Source organism: Sphingomonas sp. Leaf32, assembly GCF_001421765.1.
Taxonomy (GTDB): domain Bacteria; phylum Pseudomonadota; class Alphaproteobacteria; order Sphingomonadales; family Sphingomonadaceae; genus Sphingomonas.
Map to the genome: position 1 here is coordinate 89,146 of NZ_LMLA01000009.1, position 16,854 is coordinate 105,999.

The window sequence follows — 16,854 nt, forward strand, 5'->3', positions numbered from 1 at the left end:
GAGCGGCGAAGTAGACCCCGGAACAAGTCCGGGGGTGACGATAGCCCGGTGAATGCCGATCCATCTTTGTGTTTTGATCACATCCCGTTTGAAACAGGCGTCATCGCCCAATGAAACGGATGAGGGCATCGGCGACATCCTGTCATGCCATCACGACGATCCCGACCGAGCGCTCGCCTATGTCATCCTCGGTGCTACCCGCTCGGACGATCCCGGGTTTTTGACAGGTCTCGGCTGCGGTCCACTGGAGGACGTCCTCCGGAACCCATCGAACGATCTGCTTGCGGGGGTCGTGGCGGAAGCCCGCAGATCGGCTGGTTTCCGGTGGCTGCTCGGTTGCCCCTTCCAAGCCGCCATCGCGGCCAAGGCCTGGGACGCTTTCAGGAAGTTTCACATGACCGGACCACACGCACAGCCCGACTGAGACCGGCTACCGCCCCGAGCGTGAGCCACCGCACAGGATCGGCAAGGGCGCAACACGATTTCTGCCGTGCGGCGGAGATCATGCGGCCTGTGCAGTCCCCTCGACGGGAACGACCGGAATTACCGGCGCATAGGCGCGATCGAGATACAGGTTCGCCAGTTCGTAATGCGCACTGACCACCTGTTCATGGTCAGCCCGTTGCGCGAATTCCAGCTGCTGTTCGGCACGACGTACGAAGTAGGACATTTCGTCCGGACCAATCGAAGACACGACAACCTCTCAAGGGCGTTTCATCGCCCGTTTATGCTACTCGCCCGGCCAACCGGACGTGCAGTAAACGCATGACCGTTGACCGGGATGCGTGTCGTCGCAAATTCTGACGCCGTGATGACACCGCCCGCCGCACGTAGAGGATGCGGCAAGCGGCGTCCAACCCATTACATACGACGGTGTTTTCCGCCATAGCGCCCGCCGATATAGGCCCCCAGCCGGTGCATCTCGCTGGCCGCGCCGATCGCCGCGTCGCTCTGGCACGGCAGCGGATCATGGTCGCGGTCCGCCGCGCGGCTGGCGACCTTCGCCGCCAGCTCCTCGATGTCCGCCCGCGACAGCAGGTTCTTCTCGCGCAACAGGCAGAGCAGGCTTTGCAGGATCACCATGCTCTTCTCGCCGGCGGCATCGCACGGTTCGATCGGATTCATCGTTCCTCTCCTTATGGTTATAATGGAGAGCATATGCCGATCGTACCGGTACGCAAGGGGCCTAGTTCAGCCCGCCCCCGAGCGTCCGGTACAGCGTCACCAGGTTCGACGCCCGTGCCAGCCGGGTCTGCACCAGCGCCTGCCGCGCGGTGTAGCTGGTGCGCTGCGCGTCGAGCGTGTTCAGGAACGAATCGATCCCGGCGCGGTAGCGCGCGTCCGACAGCCGCTGGGCGGTCGCCGCCGACGTGGCCTTGGCGGTCTGCGCCGACAGCTGCTCGTCGATCGTGCCACGCGTCGCCAGCGCATCGGCCACTTCCTTGAACGCCGTCTGCAACGTGCCTTCATAGGTCGCGACCGCCGCCAGCTGCTGCGCACGTGCGACCTCGACATTGCCGCGCCGCTGGCCACCGTCGAACAGCGGCAGTGCGACCGCCGGAGCGACCGAGAATTGCTGCGTCCCCGATCCGAACAGGCCACCCAAGGCGGTGCTTATCGTCCCCAGCGTCGCGGTCAGCGAGATGGTCGGGAACAGCGCCGCACGCGCCGCGCCGATATTGGCGTTGGCGGCATAGAGGCGGCGTTCGGCCTGCAGCACGTCGGGCCGGCGCAGCAGCACCGTCGACGATATGCCGGTCGGCAGGTTCGACAGGATCGGGTCGCGCTCGCCCAGTTCGGTCGGCAGTTGTTCAACCGGGACCGTGGTGCCCGCCAGCAGGTTGATCGCATTCTGGTCCTGCGCGATCTGCGCGGTCAGGGCGGCGATGTCGTTGCGGGCCTGCTGATAGCTGGTTTCCGCCTGCTGCACCTCCAGTTCGGAGATGACGCCGACGCGGAACTGCGCACGGGTCAGTTCCAGCGTGCGGCCGAAGCTGGTCAGCGTCTCACGCGACAGGCGCAGCTGGTCCTGATCCGCCGCCATGGTCAGCCACGCGGTCGCGACTTCACCGATCAGGGCAATGCGCGCGGCGCGCTGCGCCTCTTCGGTCGCGAAATATTCCTGCAGCCCGGCCTGGCTCAGATTACGCACCCGCCCGAACAGGTCGAGTTCGAACGCGGAAAATCCGACCGACGCCTGATAGATTTCGAGATTGCCGGTCTGGGCGGGAACGCCGCCCGCACCACCGGCACCCCCTGCCCCCCCGGCACCGCCCAGCGCGCCGAACGGGTTGTTGGTATAGGTGACGCCGCCATTGGCCGAGGTAGTCGGCACCTGACTGGAGCGGGTCACGCGATACTGGGCGCGGGCGACCAGCACATTGGCCGCCGTCACGCGGTAATCGCGGTTGTTGTCCAGCGCGGTCGCGATCACCGCCTGCAAGCGCGGATCGACGAAGAAGTCGCGATAGCCGATCCGGGTCATGTCGACCTGCTCGGCCCCCAGTGCCGGGTAAGGACCGCCTTGCGGCAGGGTCAGCGGGATCGCCCCTTCCGGCCGGACATTCTTGGGCGCCAGATTGCACCCTGCCAACGCGGTGGTGGCGATCAGGAGGGTCAGACTACGCAGCGTCATGGCGTTGTTGCTCATGTTCATGCTCCCTGCGGCGCGGGTTCGCCGTCGTCGGTGGAGCGATTGCCATCCTGCGGGTCGTGATCCCGCGTGTCGGCAGGGGTGTTCTTGCCGCCGTGCCCGAACAGGCGCAGCACGACGACGAAGAACATCGGTACGAAGAAGATCGCGAGGATCGTCGCCGACAACATGCCGCCGACCACCGCCCGGCCGATCGCGTTCTGGCCACCCGCCCCGGCACCGGTGCTGATCGCCAATGGCAACACGCCGAACACGAACGCCAGCGACGTCATCAGGATCGGGCGCAACCGCAGCCGCGCCGCCTCCACCGCCGCCTCGACCGCGCCCATGCCGTCCGCCATCCGCTCTTCGGCGAACTCCACGATCAGGATCGCGTTCTTCGCCGACACGCCGATGGTCGTGATGAGGCCGACCTGCAGGTAGATGTCGTTGTTCAGCCCGGTCAGCCACGCCGCCAGCAGCGCGCCCAGGATGCCCAGCGGCACGACCAGCAGCACCGAAATCGGTACCGACCAGCTTTCGTACAGCGCGGCAAGGCACAGGAACACGATCAGCAGCGACAGGCCATAAAGCGCAGGCGCCTGACCACCCGACAGCCGTTCCTCGAACGACAGCCCGGTCCATTCGAGCGCGGTACCCGGCGGCAGCTTGGCATGGATTTCCTCCATCGCCTGCATCGCTGCGCCGGTGCTGAGGCCCGGTCCGGGCGCACCCTGCAGCTGCATCGCCGACTGGCCGTTATAGCGGGTCAGCGACACCGGCGCATTGGCCCATTCGAGCGTCGAGAAGGCGGTGAACGGCACCATCTGCCCGGTCGCGCCGCGCACATACAGGTCGCCGACATCCTCCGGCGCGAGCCGGTAGGGCGCATCGGCCTGTACATAGACGCGCTTCACGCGGCCGCGATCGATGAAGTCGTTGATATAGCCGCCGCCCCATGCGGTCGCGATCGTCGAGTTGACGTCCGCCAGGTCCAGCCCCAGCGCGCGCGCCTTGTCCTCGTCGATCTTGACCTTGAGCTGCGGTGCGTCGTCGAGGCTGAGCGGCCGGACCTGCGCCACGCGCGGGTCCTGCGACGCCATGCCCAGCATCATGTTGCGCGCCTGCAACAACCGTTCGTGGCCGATGCCGCCGGTGTCCACCAGCTGCACATCGAACCCGGTGGCGTTGCCCAGTTCCTGCACGGCCGGCGGCACCAGCGCGAAGATCATGCCGTCCTTATACTGGCTGAACGCCCCCATCGCCCGGCCGACGATCGCCTGCGCCTTGTTCTCGGCGCCGCCGCGATCCTCCCACGGCTTCAGGTTGACGAACACCAGACCGGCATTCTGTCCCTGCCCCGCGAAACTGAAGCCGTTGACGGTGAAGACGCCCGCGACATTGGCCGATTCCTGCTTCAGGAAATGGTCGCGAACCACGTTCAGGCCCTTTTCGGTGCGGCTGCTCGTCGATCCTGCCGGCCCCTGTACCAGCGCCAGCACGGTGCCCTGATCCTCGTCGGGCAGGAAGCCCGAGGGCAGGCGCGTGAAGACGAAGACCATGCCCGCCACGATCAGCAGATAGACGAGCATCGACCGTTTCCAGCTGCGCGTGGTGCGACGTACCCCGCCCTCATATTTCTGCTGGCCGCGTTCGAACCGGTCGTTGAACCAGCGGAAAAAGCGCGCGAGCAGGCCGTTGCCCTTCTCGTGCTTGTGCGGATCGTGCGGCTTCAGGATCGTGGCGCAGAGCGCCGGCGTCAGGATCAGCGCGACCAGCACCGACAGCACCATCGCCGAGACGATCGTGATCGAGAACTGGCGATAGATGACGCCGGTCGACCCGCCGAAGAACGCCATCGGCAGGAACACCGCCGACAGGACTAGGCCGATGCCCACCAGCGCGCTGGTGATCTCGTCCATCGACTTGCGCGCAGCTTCCCTGGGGGACAGCCCCTCGGTCTGGATCAGGCGTTCGACGTTCTCGACGACGACGATCGCGTCGTCGACCAGCAGGCCGATCGCCAGCACCATGCCGAACAGCGTCAGCGTGTTGATGGTGAAGCCAGCGACCGCCATCACCGCGAAGGTGCCGAGCAGCACCACCGGCACCGCGATGGTCGGGATGATCGTCGCACGCCAGTTCTGCAGGAACAGGAACATGACGAGGAAGACCAGCACCACCGCCTCGATCAGCGTGTGGATGACCTGTTCGACCGACAGGCGGACGAACGGCGTGGTGTCGTACGGATAGATGACCTTCACGTCGCCCGGCAGGCTGCGTCCGATCTCCTGCGCGCGCGCCTTGACCAGTTCCACCGTGTCGAGCGCGTTGGCACCGGCGGCAAGGCGGACGCCGAAGCCCGAAGCGGGCTTGCCGTTATACTGGACGTCGAAGCCGTAATTCTCGGCCCCCAGCTCGACCCGCGCGACATCGCCCAGCCGGACGACCGCGCCATCGGCGTTGGTCTTCAGGCGGATATTGGCGAATTGCTCGGGCGTTTGCAGGCGCGACTGGACGCTGACCGTGGCGTTCAGCATCTGCTCCTTGGGTGCCGGCAGCGCGCCGATCTGGCCGGCCGAGACCTGCGCGTTTTGCGCCTGCACGGCCGACGTCACATCGGCGACGGTCAGCTGATAGCTGTTGAGCTTGATCGGATCGAGCCAGATGCGCATCGCATATTGCGCGCCGAACACCTGCAACTCACCCACGCCGCTGACGCGGCTGATCGGGTCCTGGAACTGCGACACGACCATGTCGGACAGGTCGTTGTTGGTATGCGATCCGTCGGTCGACACGAGGCCGACGACCAGCAGGAAGCTGGCGGCGGACTTGGTAACCTGAATGCCTTGGCGCTGGACCTCCTGCGGCAGCAGCGGGGTCGCCGCCTGCAGCTTGTTCTGCACCTGCACCTGCGCGATGTCGGGATCGGTGCCCTGTTCGAAGGTCAGGGTGATCGTCACCGTCCCCGCCGAGGAGGACGAGGACGAGAAATAGCGCAGATTGTCGATGCCCTTGAGCTGCTGCTCGATGATCTGGGTCGTCGTGCGCTCCAGCGTTTCGGCATCGGCACCCGGATAGGTCGCGGTGATCGCGACCGCGGGCGGCGCGATCTCGGGGAACTGCGCGATCGGCAGGCTGCGGATCGCGATGGCGCCGGCCAGCATCATCACGACGGCGATGACCCATGCGAAGATGGGTCGGTCGATGAAATAGCGTGACATGGCCCGTTACTTCGCCTGTGCCTGGGAGCCGCCGGCCCCGGCGGGGGCGGCACCCTGCGGCGCCTGCCCTTCCGGCTGCGGCTTCCACGGATAGCCCTTTACCGGCGTACCGGGCTGCAGCATCTGCGCGCCCTCCACGACGATCTTGTCGCCCGCGTTCAGCCCGCCGGTCACCAGCCAGGCGTCGCCGACCGTACGCTTCGTCTGCAACGGACGCGGTGCCAGCTTGCCGTCCGGCCCGATGACGAGAACGGTCGCCGCCCCCTTCGGATCGCGCGTCACCGCCCGCTGCGGCACCAGGATGCCGTTCGCCTGCGTGCCCTCGACCAGCTCGGCGCGGACATACATGCCCGGCAGCAACAGCCCGCGCGGGTTGGAGAAGACGGCGCGGATCGCCTGCGTCCCGGTCGCCGGATCGACGGTGACGTCGGTGAACTTCAGCGTACCCTCGATCGGATAGGTGCTGCCATCCTCCAGCTTCAGCCGGACGCGCGCGGCACCTGCGCCGCGCGACAGGTCGCCGCCCATGATCTGCTGACGCAGCTTCAACAGGTCGGCGCTCGACTGCTGGATGTCGACATAGATCGGGTCGAGCCGCTGGATCGTCGCCAGCGCATTGGTCTGCGCGGCCGATACCAGCGCGCCCGTCGTGAATACCGACCGACCGATCCGGCCGGAGATCGGCGCGGTGATGGTGGTGCGCGACAGGTCGATCTGCGCCTGACGCAGTGCAGCGCGCTGGGCGGCGATGTCCGCCTCGGCCTGCTGCGCGCCGGTCACCGCATTCTCATATTCCTGGCGGCTGATCGCGTTGATCTTGACCAGTTCGCCATAGCGGCGCGCCAGGTTGCGGGTCGATGCGATCGACGCCTGCGCCCGGGACAGCGCCGCACGCGCGCTGGCGACCGCCGCCTGATAGGGCGACGGATCGATGCGATAGAGCGGCTGCCCCTGCCGCACATAGTCGCCTTCCTGGAACAGCCGGGCAAGGATCAGCCCGTTGACCTGCGGCCGGACGTCCGACGTCTCATAGGGCGCGGTACGGCCGGGAAGCTCGGTGGTGAGCGTCACCGGTTGCGGCTGGACGGTCACGAATCCGACCTGCGGCGGCCCCTGGGGCGCCCCCTGCTGCTGCTGCGACTCGCCGCCGCCCCCGCAAGCCGAGAGAAGGAGCGCCAGTGCCAATGGGGCCATGCGATTTTTCATGAACGTCCTCGACGGATGTGCTAAACGTGAGTGATCGATCACTCACACTTTTCGGCGGGTACGCCGGTAAAGTGCAAGTGGCAAGAGGGTACAGGTGAACGGCAAGTGAATTTGTTGCAGTGCGGAGAGGCAAGGCGCGCCAGCCGGGCGGCGGCGCGTCGCGAACAACTGGTCAGCGTGGCCCGGCGACTGTTCGCCGAACAGGGATTCCACGGCACCGGGGTCGCGCAGCTCGCCGCCGAGTCGGGGATCAAGGTCGGGCAGATCTATCGCGATTTCGCCGACAAGGAGTCGATCGTCGCCGCGATCGTCGAAAGCGACCTGGCCGTGTTCCTGAACGATCAGGACATGACGCGCGCCATCGAAACCCGCGACGTACCTGCGTTGCGGGAATGGCTGCGCGAGTTTCTGCGCTGCGGCAGCGACGGCGAACCCGACCCGTTGTTCGCCGAAATCATGGCGGAGGCGGCGCGCAACGAACGTATCCGCGCCATCTCCCACTCGATCAACCGCAGCGTGTCGGAAGCGTTGATGCGGGTCCTCGCTGCCCTCGCCCCGGCCGAATCGCAGGCCGAGGAACGGTCGCTGTTGTGCGACATGATCCTGACGATGAGCGCGGGCGTCCTGTACCGCCGGATCGGCGACCCGGATTTCAAAGAAGCCGTGACCTTCCGCCGGCTGATCGCCGTCCTCGACGCGCATGTCGACGAACTGATCGCGCCAAAACCAGACCCGATCTTCGAAAACAACCATTGCGGATTTGTGACGCCGCGATAGGGTTACGACGCGCACTCCCTTGCGCGGTCGTCGCAGGCCCTGTCCGGACCCCCGGGCGGGGCTTGTCGTTTCAGCCTCCATCACACCAGCCCCCGCGCCAGCACGACGAACGACAGTGTTGTTCTCGGCAATCCGAAGCGGGGATCATCCATCGGAAAAGGCCGGACTTCTCCGGTGCGGGCATAGCCCTGGCGTTCGTACCACGCGATCAATTCGCGCCGCACGGCGATGACCGTCATCTCCATCGACGCCGCGCCGTGATGGTCGCGCGCATGGCTCTCCGCTGCCGTGACGAGTCGCCGTCCGAGTCCTTCCGCCTGCCGATCCGGGCGGACCGATAACAGCCCCAGCGCCGAGCGTCCCGTTCCGGCACGCTTCACCTCGACACAGCCGATCGCATCGTCGCCAGCGAATGCGATCAGGATCGTCCGGTCAGGATCGCCGATCGCCTCGGCCAGCGCGGCGGGGTCGGTACGCTGGCCGTCCAGCAGGTCCGCCTCATGCGTCCACCCGCCCCGCGCGCTGTCGCCGCGAAAGGCCGATTCCACCAGTGCGTGCAGCACGGGAATGTCCGCCGATGTCGCAGGCCGGATCATCCGCCCCATCCCCCGCCCATCGCCTGATACAGCGCGACCAGCGCGTTCAACTGGTCGGCGCGAACCTGTTCCAACGACAATTCGGCGCTGAACAGGGCACGCTGCGCATCGAGCTGCTCCAGATACGGACTGTAGCCCGCGCGATAGCGATTGGTCGCATGGCGCAGCGCCTCCGCCGTCGCGGTCCGTTGCGTTTCCAGCGCGCGGCGCTGCGCGGCCAACCGGTCGACCCCGGCCAGCGCGTCCTCGATCTCGCGGAACGCGGTCAGCACACTGCGCTGATAGCCGAAGGCCGCCTGATCGCGCCGCGCAGTCGCGCCGTCATAATTGCCGCGCAGCTGCCCGCCCCGGAACAGCGGCGCCAGCACGCTCGCCCCGATCGACCAGATACCGACCGGATTGGGCAAGGCGCTCGACAAGACTTCGCCGGTCGATCCGGTCAGGCGCAATTGCGGCAGGAACTGCGCGCGCGCCGCCGCCAGCGATGCATCGCTCGCCGCCAGCGTCGCCTCGGCTTGCGCGATGTCGGGGCGGCGGCGCAGCAGGTCGCTGGGCAGCCCCGCCGGGATCGGCGGCGGCACCAGTGCCGCCAGCGCCCGCCCCCGCGCGATGGGGCGCGGCGGCGTACCGGTCAGCAATGCCAGCGCATTTTCCTGTCGCCGCGCCAGCAGCTCCAGCTGCGGCAGCGTCTGCGTCACCGCCGCATATTCCGCCTCCGCCTGGCGCAGTTCGAGCTGCGAGGTATAGCCGACCTCCGCCCGCGACCGGGCGATGCGGAGCGCCTCGCCGCGCGACGCGATCGTCGCCCGCACCGTTTCGATCCGCGCGTCCAGCCCGCGCAGCGTGATATAGCCGCTGGCGGTGGCGGCGGCGACCGACAGGCGCGCGGTGTCGGCGGCGGCGGCGGCGGCAGCGCCGGTCAGCCGCGCGGCATCGATCGTCGACCCGATCCGCCCGAACAGATCGACCTCATAGGCCGACTGGAACACCGGTTGCAGCGAGGTGCCGGTGCTGGCCGTGCCGAAGGCGTTGAGCGCGCGCTGTTCGATCAGCCCGACACCGGCATCCAGCGTCGGAAACCGCGCCGCCCGCGCCACGCGCTCGGCGGCCCGCGCCTCCGCCACCCGCGCGACCGCGACGGCGATGTCGGGATTGTTGGCCAGCGCCGCCGTCACCAGCCGGGTCAGTTCGGGATCGCCGAACCCCTCCCACCAATGCGCCGCGATCGGCGCAGAGCCGGGCAGGGTCGTGCGCCACGCGGGCGGCGGCGTGACGTTCGCCGCCACCGGACGCGGCCGCTGCGCCGGGGTACAGGCCCCCAGCACCGCGACCGACAGGAGCAGGACGCGCCTCATCGCAGTGCCGGCGACACGCCGCCATGCGTATCCACCCGCGCCTCGACCGACATGCCGGGGCGCAGCCGCGGGAACAGCGGATCGTTCCGGTCGATCGCGATGCGCACCGGAATGCGCTGTGCCACCTTCACGAAATTGCCGGTCGCATTGTCGGCACGGATCACGGCGAACTCATTGGCGGCGGCGGGAGCGATCCGCTCGACCCGGCCATGCAGTTCGGCGCGGTCGAGGGCGTCGACCCGAACGGTCGCGGGCTGACCCGGCGCCATCCGTGCGGTCTGCGCTTCCTTGAAATTGGCGGTGACCCACACCGTCGGCGGCACCAGGAACATCATCTGCGTGCCCGCCGTCACATATTGGCCCAGCCGCACCCCGACCTCGCCCAGCCGTCCGCCCTGCGGCGCGCGGATGACGGTGTTCGCTAGGTCGATCTCGGCCAGCCGGACGGCGGCGCGCGCATTCTCGACCGCCGCGTTCAGCCCACCGCGCCCGACGGTGACCGTACGTACCTGCTCCTGCGCGACGCTGCGTTGCGCCTGTGCCTGCGCCACTCCGGCTTCGGCCGCGCGCAGGGCGGCCAAGGTCTGGTCCCGCTCGCGCAACGACACCGACCCTTCGCGGACCAGATCGTTGACGCGCGCCATATCCGCCTGCGCCCGCGCCAGCTGCGCGCGCGCATTCTGCACCGCCGCGGCCTGTCCACCGAGGCTGGCTTCGCTCGACCGCTCGCTCTGTTGCGAATTGGCAAGGTTAGCCTGTTGCGCCGCCAGTTGCGCCCGCGCCTGTTCGACCCGCTGGCGATAGATGCGGTCGTCGATCCGGGCGAGCACCTGTCCGCCCTTCACGTCCTGAAAGTCGCGGACCAGCACCTCGGTGACATAGCCGTTGACCTGCGGCGCGATGATCGTCGTCTGCCCCCGGACATAGGCATTGTCGGTCGCCTGAATCGCGCTGCCGAACGGCCACAGACCCCATGCGTAGAGCGCCAGCGCGACACCGCCCAGCAGCAGCGCGACGAAGCCGATCGTCGATTTCAGCCCACCACGCGGCGGCGCCCAGCCGCGTGCGCGCACCGGTTCCTGCGGCACCTCGACCGGGTCGGCCAGCCGTTCCGCTTCATCTCGGGATAATCGGGAATCGGTCATGACATCTGTTTCTGTCGCATCTGCTGCACGGCGGCGAGATCGGCGGCCAGCGGGTTCTGTCCGCGCAACCGGAAGCGCAGCCACAGCGCCCCCAGCCACAGGACGACCGCCGCCGACAGCACCGCGACGCCGAGGAACACGTCGTTATAGGCAAGGATGTTGGCTTCGCGCGTCACCTGCTGCCCCAGCAGCCCCGCGCCCGATGCCTGCCGCAGCGTGGCATCGCCCAGCACGCGCGCATAGGCACCGCCCAGTTGCTGGATACGCTGCACCACCTGCGGATCGGTGGCGGTCAGCGTCTGGGTCAGTTCGAACGCGTGGTATTTTTCCCGCACGATCTGGAACGATCCCAGCAGCGCGGTCCCGGCAAGGCCGCCCAGCGTCTGGGTGATGCTGAAGATCGCCGAAAAGCTGATGATATGGCTCGGCCCCCGCGCCAGCGCACGGAAGATGCCGATCATCACCATCGGTCCCAGGAAATAGAGCGCGGCGAAGGCGATGATCCCCTGGCTGAGATACAGGCTGGACGGACGCGTCAGGTTGGTCGAATCCGAATCCATCCACGCACCGATCCCGATCAGCGCGACCGCGATCACGACCGGCTTGTACAGGTCCTGCATGTTCAGCGTCTTGAGGCCGACGACGATCCCGGCGATCGAGGCCAGCGTCATGACCAGGCTGAGCGTCACCAACTGATCGTTGCCCATGCCGACGACGGTCAGCAGCCCGACCGCGCCGAAGCTCTGTTCGGACAGCAGGATGCGGAGTGACGCGGCCACGACCGCGAACCGGATGATGTTGCGGCCCAGCATCCAGCGGGTGTTGAGCAGCGGGTTGGCGCGGTTATGCTCGATCAGCAGCGCGCCGCCGATCAGCGGGATGGCGGCGGCGGTGGCATAGCCCAGCCACGGGGTCGACCACCACTGGATACGTCCCTGCACCAGCACGGCGCACAGCAGCGCGATGCCGGGCGCGAACAGCGCGAAGGTCAGGAAATCGATCCGCTCGAACGCCGGCGTGCGCTCGGACGGGGGCAGGCGCAGCAGCGCGACCGACCCCAGGCACATCAGCGTCAGCCCCAGTTCGAACCAGAACAGCGCCTCGATCCGCCCATCGGCCAGCAGCAGCGGCGACAGGGTGCGCGCCAGCGGCAGCGCCACCTGCGACGCGCCGAAGCCGATAATCATGCCTGACAGGCGCGCGGCGGCGGGCAGCGACTGCATGATGTAGAGGAAGCACAAGGTCGTCAGCGCGCTGGCCGCGATCCCCGATGCGCCGCGGACGATCAACTGCACGCCATAGCTGTGCACGACGAGCTGCAACATGTTCAGGATCAGGAACGCGACCAGGAACACGCGGGTAAAGCGCTGCATTCCGAATTGCTGGCGGAACTTGATGAGCAGCATCGACATGCAGACGCTGGTCATCGACGAAATCGCCGTCAGCCAGCCGCCCTCGACCGGGGTCAGGCCCAGCGCGCCCTGAATCTGCGGCAGATTGGCGATCAGCAGCCCGTTGTTGAACCCGCCGGTTACGCCCAGCAGGATGCCGATCGCGAAATAACCGACCCTCCGCCCGAACGGATGGTCGGGCGTCGCGGGGGAACCGGGCAGGAACGGCCGCTCGTGCGGCTTGAATTCATACGCCGGGGCGATCGCCTTGGCTCCATATGGGGGTATTGACCTAGCAACAACTTGTTACGGAACGGATCGTTCCGGCTGGGCAATGGATACGCCGGTTCCGTTGCTCGCAAGCCACACGTCACCCTGGCACGGTATGACTGGCATCGCCGGTAACATCCGCTACGATCGTCCCATGCGTCTCCTGATCCTCGCCGCCGGCCTGCTCGCCGCTCCCCTAGCCGCCCAGACATCGCTCGAAGCACCGCTGCCCCCGGTCCGCCCATGGCACGGCGCCAGCGAAAAGCTGGTCGTGAAGCCGGGCGATCCGTGGATCACCCCGGCGGAGGCGAGCGGCTTCGTCACCACGCCCGATTATGCCGCGACCCGGGCCTGGATCGACCGGCTGGTCGCCGCATCCCCGCTGCTGTCGATCGAGACGTTCGGGAAAAGCCCGCAGGGTCGCGACCTCTATGCGGTGCGCGCGCACAAGGGCACGACCCCTAAGCCCGTCGTGCTGGTGCAGGCCGGCATCCATTCGGGCGAGATCGAGGGCAAGGATGCCGGGCTGATGCTGCTGCGCGACATCGCGCTCCGGGGCAAGGACCGGTTGCTCGACCGGGTCGATCTGGTGTTCGTGCCGATCTACAATGTCGACGGGCACGAACGTTCTTCGCCGTTCAACCGCCCGAACCAGCGGGGGCCGAAGGACATGGGCTGGCGCACTACCGCGCAGAACCTGAACCTCAACCGCGATTACCTGAAGGCCGACGCGCCGGAGACACAGGCGATGATCGGCCTGATCCGCCGGGTCGATCCGATCCTGTATCTCGACCTGCACGTCACCGACGGCATCGACCATCGCTACGACGTGACCTATGCATTTTCAGGCTGGCGAGGCTATTATGCGCGCTCGGCGGCAATCGGGCGGTTCCTCGACACGCGGCTGCGGCCGGCGATGGATGCGGCGCTGAGGCGGAACGGCCATATCCCCGGCTATTATGTCAGCACGCTCGACAACCGCGCGCCGGAGAAGGGCATGACGCAGGATGTCGACACGCCGCGTTTCTCGACCGGCTATGGCGACGTCGCGCACATCCCGACCGTGCTGGTCGAGACGCATTCGCTCAAACCCTATCGCCAGCGCGTGCTCGGAACCTATGTCTTCGTCGAGGAATCGCTACGCCTTGCCGGGGAACGCGCGGTCGAACTGCGCGCCGCGATCGATGCCGACCGGGCATCGCGCCCGATAACCGTCACGACATCGTGGAAACAGACGCCCGATCCGATCTACAGCGTCGACTTTCTCGGCCTCGCCCACGACACCTATCGCTCGCCCGCCTCTGGCCGCGACGAACTGCGCTGGCTGCCCAAACCTATAACTTTCAAAATGCCGGTCTATGGCAGCAATCCCGAGAAGACGGTGACGCTGCCGAAGGCGTGGTGGGTGCCCGCCACCCTTCCCCATGTCATCGACCTGCTGAAGCTGCACGGCGTGACCGTCCAGCCAATCGGCACCCCGCAGACGCTCGACCTCGACATGGCGCGCGCGACCGATCCAAAGCTGAAAGCGGCCAATGAAGGCCATATCCCGCTGGAGGCGACGATCGTTCATGAACGCCGCCGCGAAACCATGCCCGCCGGGTCGGTCCGCGTGCCCGCCGACCAGCCGCTCGGCCTGCTCGCCGCCTTCCTGCTCGAACCCGAAAGCGAAGACGGCGTGCTGGCATGGAACCTGGCGCCGGGAATGCTGCAACGGACCGAATATATCGAAGGATACGCCATCGCGCCGCTGGCCGACCGGATGCTGGCGACCGATGCGAAGCTCAAGGCGGAGTTCGACGCGAAGGTCGCCGCCGACCCGACGTTTGCCGCCGATCCGACCGCCCGGTTGCAGTGGTTCTATGCCCGCACGCGCTATTATGACGAACGGTTCCTGCTGTACCCGATCGGGCGCGAGGTGAATTGACCGAATACCGGGTGCGGTGGACATTCCGGTAAAATTGAACGAACCCTGCCCCCAAATCTCCGTCATCCCTGCGCAGGCGGGGATCCATAGACGCCACGGTCTCGGATCGGACCGCAGCGGTTGCGTCTATGGATCCCCGCCTGCGCGGGAATGACGGGCCGAACCGATTGGCCGCCAGAAGAACGCGATGGAGAGCCTGACCCCATGACCGCCCCTTCGATCATCGTCGTCGAGGACGATCCCGCGCTGCGCACCCTGACCGCCCGCGCGTTGCAGGAAAACGGCTATCACGTCCGCACCTGTTCGGCCGCGCCCGAAATGTGGCTGGCGCTGGAACAGGGGCCGGTCGACCTGATCCTGCTCGACATCATGCTGCCGGGCACCAGCGGCATCGACCTGTGCCGCCAGATCCGCCAGAACAGCGCGGTGCCGATCATCTTCGTATCGGCCAAGGGCAGCGAGGTCGACCGCGTGATCGGCCTCGAACTCGGTGCCGACGACTATCTGCCCAAGCCGTTCGGCACGCGCGAGCTGATCGCCCGCGTCCGCGCCGTGCTGCGCCGGGGCGAGCTGAACGCCCAGGCCGCACAGCGCGAAGAGGGCATCTACAGCTTCGAAGGCTGGACGGCGAACGTGCCGCGTCGCGAACTGACCTCGCCCACCGGTGCGCAGGTCGACCTGACCGGTGCGGAATTCGACCTGCTGGTCGTGCTGCTCGACCATGCCCAGCGCGTCATCGCCCGTGAACGCCTGATCGAGCTGTCGCGCACCCGGCTGGGTGACAGTTCGGATCGCAGCATCGACGTCCTTATCAGCCGGTTGCGCCGCAAGCTGTCGACCGCCGGCGGCACCCCGCCGATCGTCACCGTGCGCGGTGTCGGCTATATGCTGAACGTGCCGGTGGAACGCCGTTGAAGCGGTTGCCGGCATTGCCGGTTGGGCTGATCGGCCGGATCGTCGCGATCCTGCTGCTGACCATCGTCATTGAATTCGGCGTGTCGGTGCTGCTGTACGAACGCGCCAGCCAGTTTTCGGTGCGCGACGACGAAGCCCGTCGCCTGGCCGAACACCTCGTCATCGCGAGGCGCATCGTCGAGGAACGCCCAGTCGACCAGCGCGCCGGCATGGCGACCGAGTTGACGACCGAACGCTATGCCGTGCAGTGGCGTGGCTCCGCCCCCGAACTGCCCGCCAGCGGCACCGAACTGCGCGAGATGGAGCAGCAGATTCTGGCGTGGGAGCCGAGCCTGGCCCCCACCGGCCTGCACCTGACGCTGATCGGTCAGGGGCGGCGATCGGTGGTCAGCGGAGCGCTGCGGCTGGAGGATGGCAGCTGGCTGTATTTCCGCACGCTCGAACCGCTGCGCGCGTTCGACCTGGCGATCGGTCGCATCCTGCTGGCGCTGATCCCCGCCATCGCGCTGATGGTGGTCGGCGGCCTGCTGATCCGCCGGACGCTGCGCCCGATGCGCCAACTGGCCGATGCGGTCGACCGCTTCGGCCCCGGCGGCGGGTCGACCCTGCCGACGATCGAGGAAGCAGGGCCGGGCGAGGTCCGCCGCCTCGTCGTCGCATTCAACGGGTTGCAGGCGCGCATCCATCGGCTGATCGACGAACGGACCCGCGCGCTCGCCGCCGTCGGCCATGACCTGCGCACGCCGCTCGCCCGGCTGCGGCTGCGCACCGACGCGATCCCCGACCGTGACCTGCGCGACACGGTGCAGAACGACTTGGCCGAAATGGAAGCGATGGTCACCTCGCTCCTCGCCTTTCTGGGCGGGGAGAGCGAGCCGGAGCGCGCCGTGCTGGTCGACATCGCGGTGCTGTGCGCCAGCATCGTCGACGATGCCGCCGACCATGGCCACGAAGCGACCTATGTCGGCCCCGACCATTTCGAACGCGCGGTGCGCCGGTCGAACTTCCGCCGCGCCGTCACCAACCTGGTCGAAAACGCGATCCATTATGGCGGTGGCGCGACGCTGACCCTGGGGATCGAGGATGGCGCGACCGTGATCCGGGTGGAGGATGACGGCCCCGGCATTCCCCCCGAATCGCTGGCCGACGTCCTCGAACCGTTCGTGCGGCTCGACACCGCGCGCAAACGCGACACGGTGGGATTCGGCCTCGGCCTCTCGATCGTGCAGCGCGCGGCGGAGGCGGAGGGTGGCCGGCTGGAGCTGCGTAATCGCGACGGCGGCGGCCTGTGCGCCGCGATCGTCCTGCCTGCACCTTTCGCACCGCAGCAATAATTCGTTACACGGCCGCCGAACGTAGCAAGATTGCGGCGTCTATATCGTATCCACGAACCGGTGGCCCTGCGCCGCTGTCATG

14 protein-coding genes are annotated in these 16,854 nt (G+C 67.4%); 5 read left to right on the top strand and 9 right to left on the bottom strand.

The window, feature by feature from the left end:
* Positions 1 to 52 precede the first annotated feature (52 nt).
* Positions 53 to 424 carry a DUF6869 domain-containing protein gene (locus ASE83_RS12685; protein WP_055899642.1) on the top strand — a complete coding sequence of 124 codons (372 nt, stop codon included), beginning with the start codon at positions 53 to 55 and terminating at the stop codon, positions 422 to 424.
* Positions 425 to 502: 78 nt separating this feature from the next.
* Here ASE83_RS12685 and ASE83_RS18820 read toward each other — a convergent pair whose 3' ends face one another.
* The 5 genes from ASE83_RS18820 to ASE83_RS12705 all read right to left on the bottom strand — a co-directional run bounded on the left by ASE83_RS18820 (position 503) and on the right by ASE83_RS12705 (position 7,050).
* Positions 503 to 670 carry a hypothetical protein gene (locus ASE83_RS18820; protein ID WP_200921898.1) on the bottom strand — a complete coding sequence of 56 codons (168 nt, stop codon included), beginning with the start codon at positions 668 to 670 and terminating at the stop codon, positions 503 to 505.
* 191 nt (positions 671 to 861) lie between these two features.
* The gene (locus tag ASE83_RS12690; protein WP_055790561.1) at positions 862 to 1,125 is read right to left on the bottom strand and encodes a hypothetical protein; all 264 of its coding nucleotides are present in this window, start codon (positions 1,123 to 1,125) and stop codon (positions 862 to 864) included.
* Positions 1,126 to 1,186: 61 nt separating this feature from the next.
* A complete protein-coding gene (locus ASE83_RS12695) occupies positions 1,187 to 2,650 on the bottom strand; it encodes an efflux transporter outer membrane subunit (protein ID WP_443024317.1) in 1,464 nt (487 codons plus the stop codon).
* 2 nt (positions 2,651 to 2,652) lie between these two features.
* A complete protein-coding gene (locus tag ASE83_RS12700; RefSeq protein WP_055790566.1) occupies positions 2,653 to 5,856 on the bottom strand; it encodes an efflux RND transporter permease subunit in 3,204 nt (1,067 codons plus the stop codon).
* Positions 5,857 to 5,862: 6 nt separating this feature from the next.
* Complete coding sequence (locus tag ASE83_RS12705) at positions 5,863 to 7,050, bottom strand: efflux RND transporter periplasmic adaptor subunit (protein WP_235515987.1); 1,188 nt, start codon at positions 7,048 to 7,050, stop codon at positions 5,863 to 5,865.
* 117 nt (positions 7,051 to 7,167) lie between these two features.
* On the opposite strand from ASE83_RS12705, the gene ASE83_RS12710 reads away from it, so the two are divergent.
* On the top strand, positions 7,168 to 7,839 hold the full coding sequence (locus ASE83_RS12710) for a TetR/AcrR family transcriptional regulator (protein ID WP_162236616.1): 672 nt from the start codon (positions 7,168 to 7,170) through the stop codon (positions 7,837 to 7,839).
* Between the two features lie 80 nt (positions 7,840 to 7,919).
* On the opposite strand, the gene ASE83_RS12715 is transcribed toward ASE83_RS12710, so the two are convergent.
* Genes ASE83_RS12715 through ASE83_RS12730 form a run of 4 tightly spaced genes read right to left on the bottom strand, consistent with a single transcriptional unit; the run spans position 7,920 to position 12,614 of the window.
* Positions 7,920 to 8,435: a GNAT family N-acetyltransferase gene (locus ASE83_RS12715; RefSeq protein WP_235513237.1), complete on the bottom strand. Its 516-nt coding sequence runs from the start codon at positions 8,433 to 8,435 to the stop codon at positions 7,920 to 7,922.
* Positions 8,432 to 9,790, bottom strand: a complete 1,359-nt coding sequence (locus ASE83_RS12720) for an efflux transporter outer membrane subunit (protein WP_055790579.1) — start codon at positions 9,788 to 9,790, stop codon at positions 8,432 to 8,434. Before ASE83_RS12720 ends, ASE83_RS12715 begins: the two co-directional genes overlap by 4 nt.
* The gene (locus tag ASE83_RS12725) at positions 9,787 to 10,935 is read right to left on the bottom strand and encodes an HlyD family secretion protein (RefSeq protein ID WP_055790582.1); all 1,149 of its coding nucleotides are present in this window, start codon (positions 10,933 to 10,935) and stop codon (positions 9,787 to 9,789) included. Before ASE83_RS12725 ends, ASE83_RS12720 begins: the two co-directional genes overlap by 4 nt.
* The gene (locus ASE83_RS12730; protein WP_055790585.1) at positions 10,932 to 12,614 is read right to left on the bottom strand and encodes an MFS transporter; all 1,683 of its coding nucleotides are present in this window, start codon (positions 12,612 to 12,614) and stop codon (positions 10,932 to 10,934) included. The genes ASE83_RS12725 and ASE83_RS12730 overlap by 4 nt, the downstream gene beginning before the upstream one ends.
* A 136-nt stretch (positions 12,615 to 12,750) precedes the next feature.
* On the opposite strand from ASE83_RS12730, the gene ASE83_RS12735 reads away from it, so the two are divergent.
* The 3 genes from ASE83_RS12735 (at position 12,751) to ASE83_RS12745 (ending at position 16,772) form a co-directional block, all read left to right on the top strand.
* Positions 12,751 to 14,523: a M14 family metallopeptidase gene (locus ASE83_RS12735; RefSeq protein WP_082443347.1), complete on the top strand. Its 1,773-nt coding sequence runs from the start codon at positions 12,751 to 12,753 to the stop codon at positions 14,521 to 14,523.
* A gap of 204 nt (positions 14,524 to 14,727) precedes the next feature.
* A complete protein-coding gene (locus ASE83_RS12740; protein WP_055763130.1) occupies positions 14,728 to 15,438 on the top strand; it encodes a response regulator in 711 nt (236 codons plus the stop codon).
* Positions 15,435 to 16,772 (top strand): ATP-binding protein, encoded by a 1,338-nt coding sequence (locus ASE83_RS12745; RefSeq protein ID WP_055790593.1) that lies wholly within the window; start codon positions 15,435 to 15,437, stop codon positions 16,770 to 16,772. The genes ASE83_RS12740 and ASE83_RS12745 overlap by 4 nt, the downstream gene beginning before the upstream one ends.
* Positions 16,773 to 16,854 lie beyond the last annotated feature (82 nt).

What these genes read in the sequence shown, in the direction of transcription:
- ASE83_RS12725 (WP_055790582.1), bottom strand. Translation starts at nt 10,935, where the DNA reads ATGACCGATTCCCGATTATCCCGAGATGAAGCGGAACGGCTGGCCGAC.
- ASE83_RS12740 (WP_055763130.1), top strand. Translation starts at nt 14,728, where the DNA reads ATGACCGCCCCTTCGATCATCGTCGTCGAGGACGATCCCGCGCTGCGC.
- ASE83_RS12735 (WP_082443347.1), top strand. Translation starts at nt 12,751, where the DNA reads ATGCGTCTCCTGATCCTCGCCGCCGGCCTGCTCGCCGCTCCCCTAGCC.
- ASE83_RS12695 (WP_443024317.1), bottom strand. Translation starts at nt 2,650, where the DNA reads ATGAGCAACAACGCCATGACGCTGCGTAGTCTGACCCTCCTGATCGCC.
- ASE83_RS12705 (WP_235515987.1), bottom strand. Translation starts at nt 7,050, where the DNA reads ATGGCCCCATTGGCACTGGCGCTCCTTCTCTCGGCTTGCGGGGGCGGC.
- ASE83_RS12685 (WP_055899642.1), top strand. Translation starts at nt 53, where the DNA reads ATGCCGATCCATCTTTGTGTTTTGATCACATCCCGTTTGAAACAGGCG.
- ASE83_RS18820 (WP_200921898.1), bottom strand. Translation starts at nt 670, where the DNA reads ATGTCCTACTTCGTACGTCGTGCCGAACAGCAGCTGGAATTCGCGCAA.
- ASE83_RS12715 (WP_235513237.1), bottom strand. Translation starts at nt 8,435, where the DNA reads ATGATCCGGCCTGCGACATCGGCGGACATTCCCGTGCTGCACGCACTG.
- ASE83_RS12700 (WP_055790566.1), bottom strand. Translation starts at nt 5,856, where the DNA reads ATGTCACGCTATTTCATCGACCGACCCATCTTCGCATGGGTCATCGCC.
- ASE83_RS12720 (WP_055790579.1), bottom strand. Translation starts at nt 9,790, where the DNA reads ATGAGGCGCGTCCTGCTCCTGTCGGTCGCGGTGCTGGGGGCCTGTACC.
- ASE83_RS12690 (WP_055790561.1), bottom strand. Translation starts at nt 1,125, where the DNA reads ATGAATCCGATCGAACCGTGCGATGCCGCCGGCGAGAAGAGCATGGTG.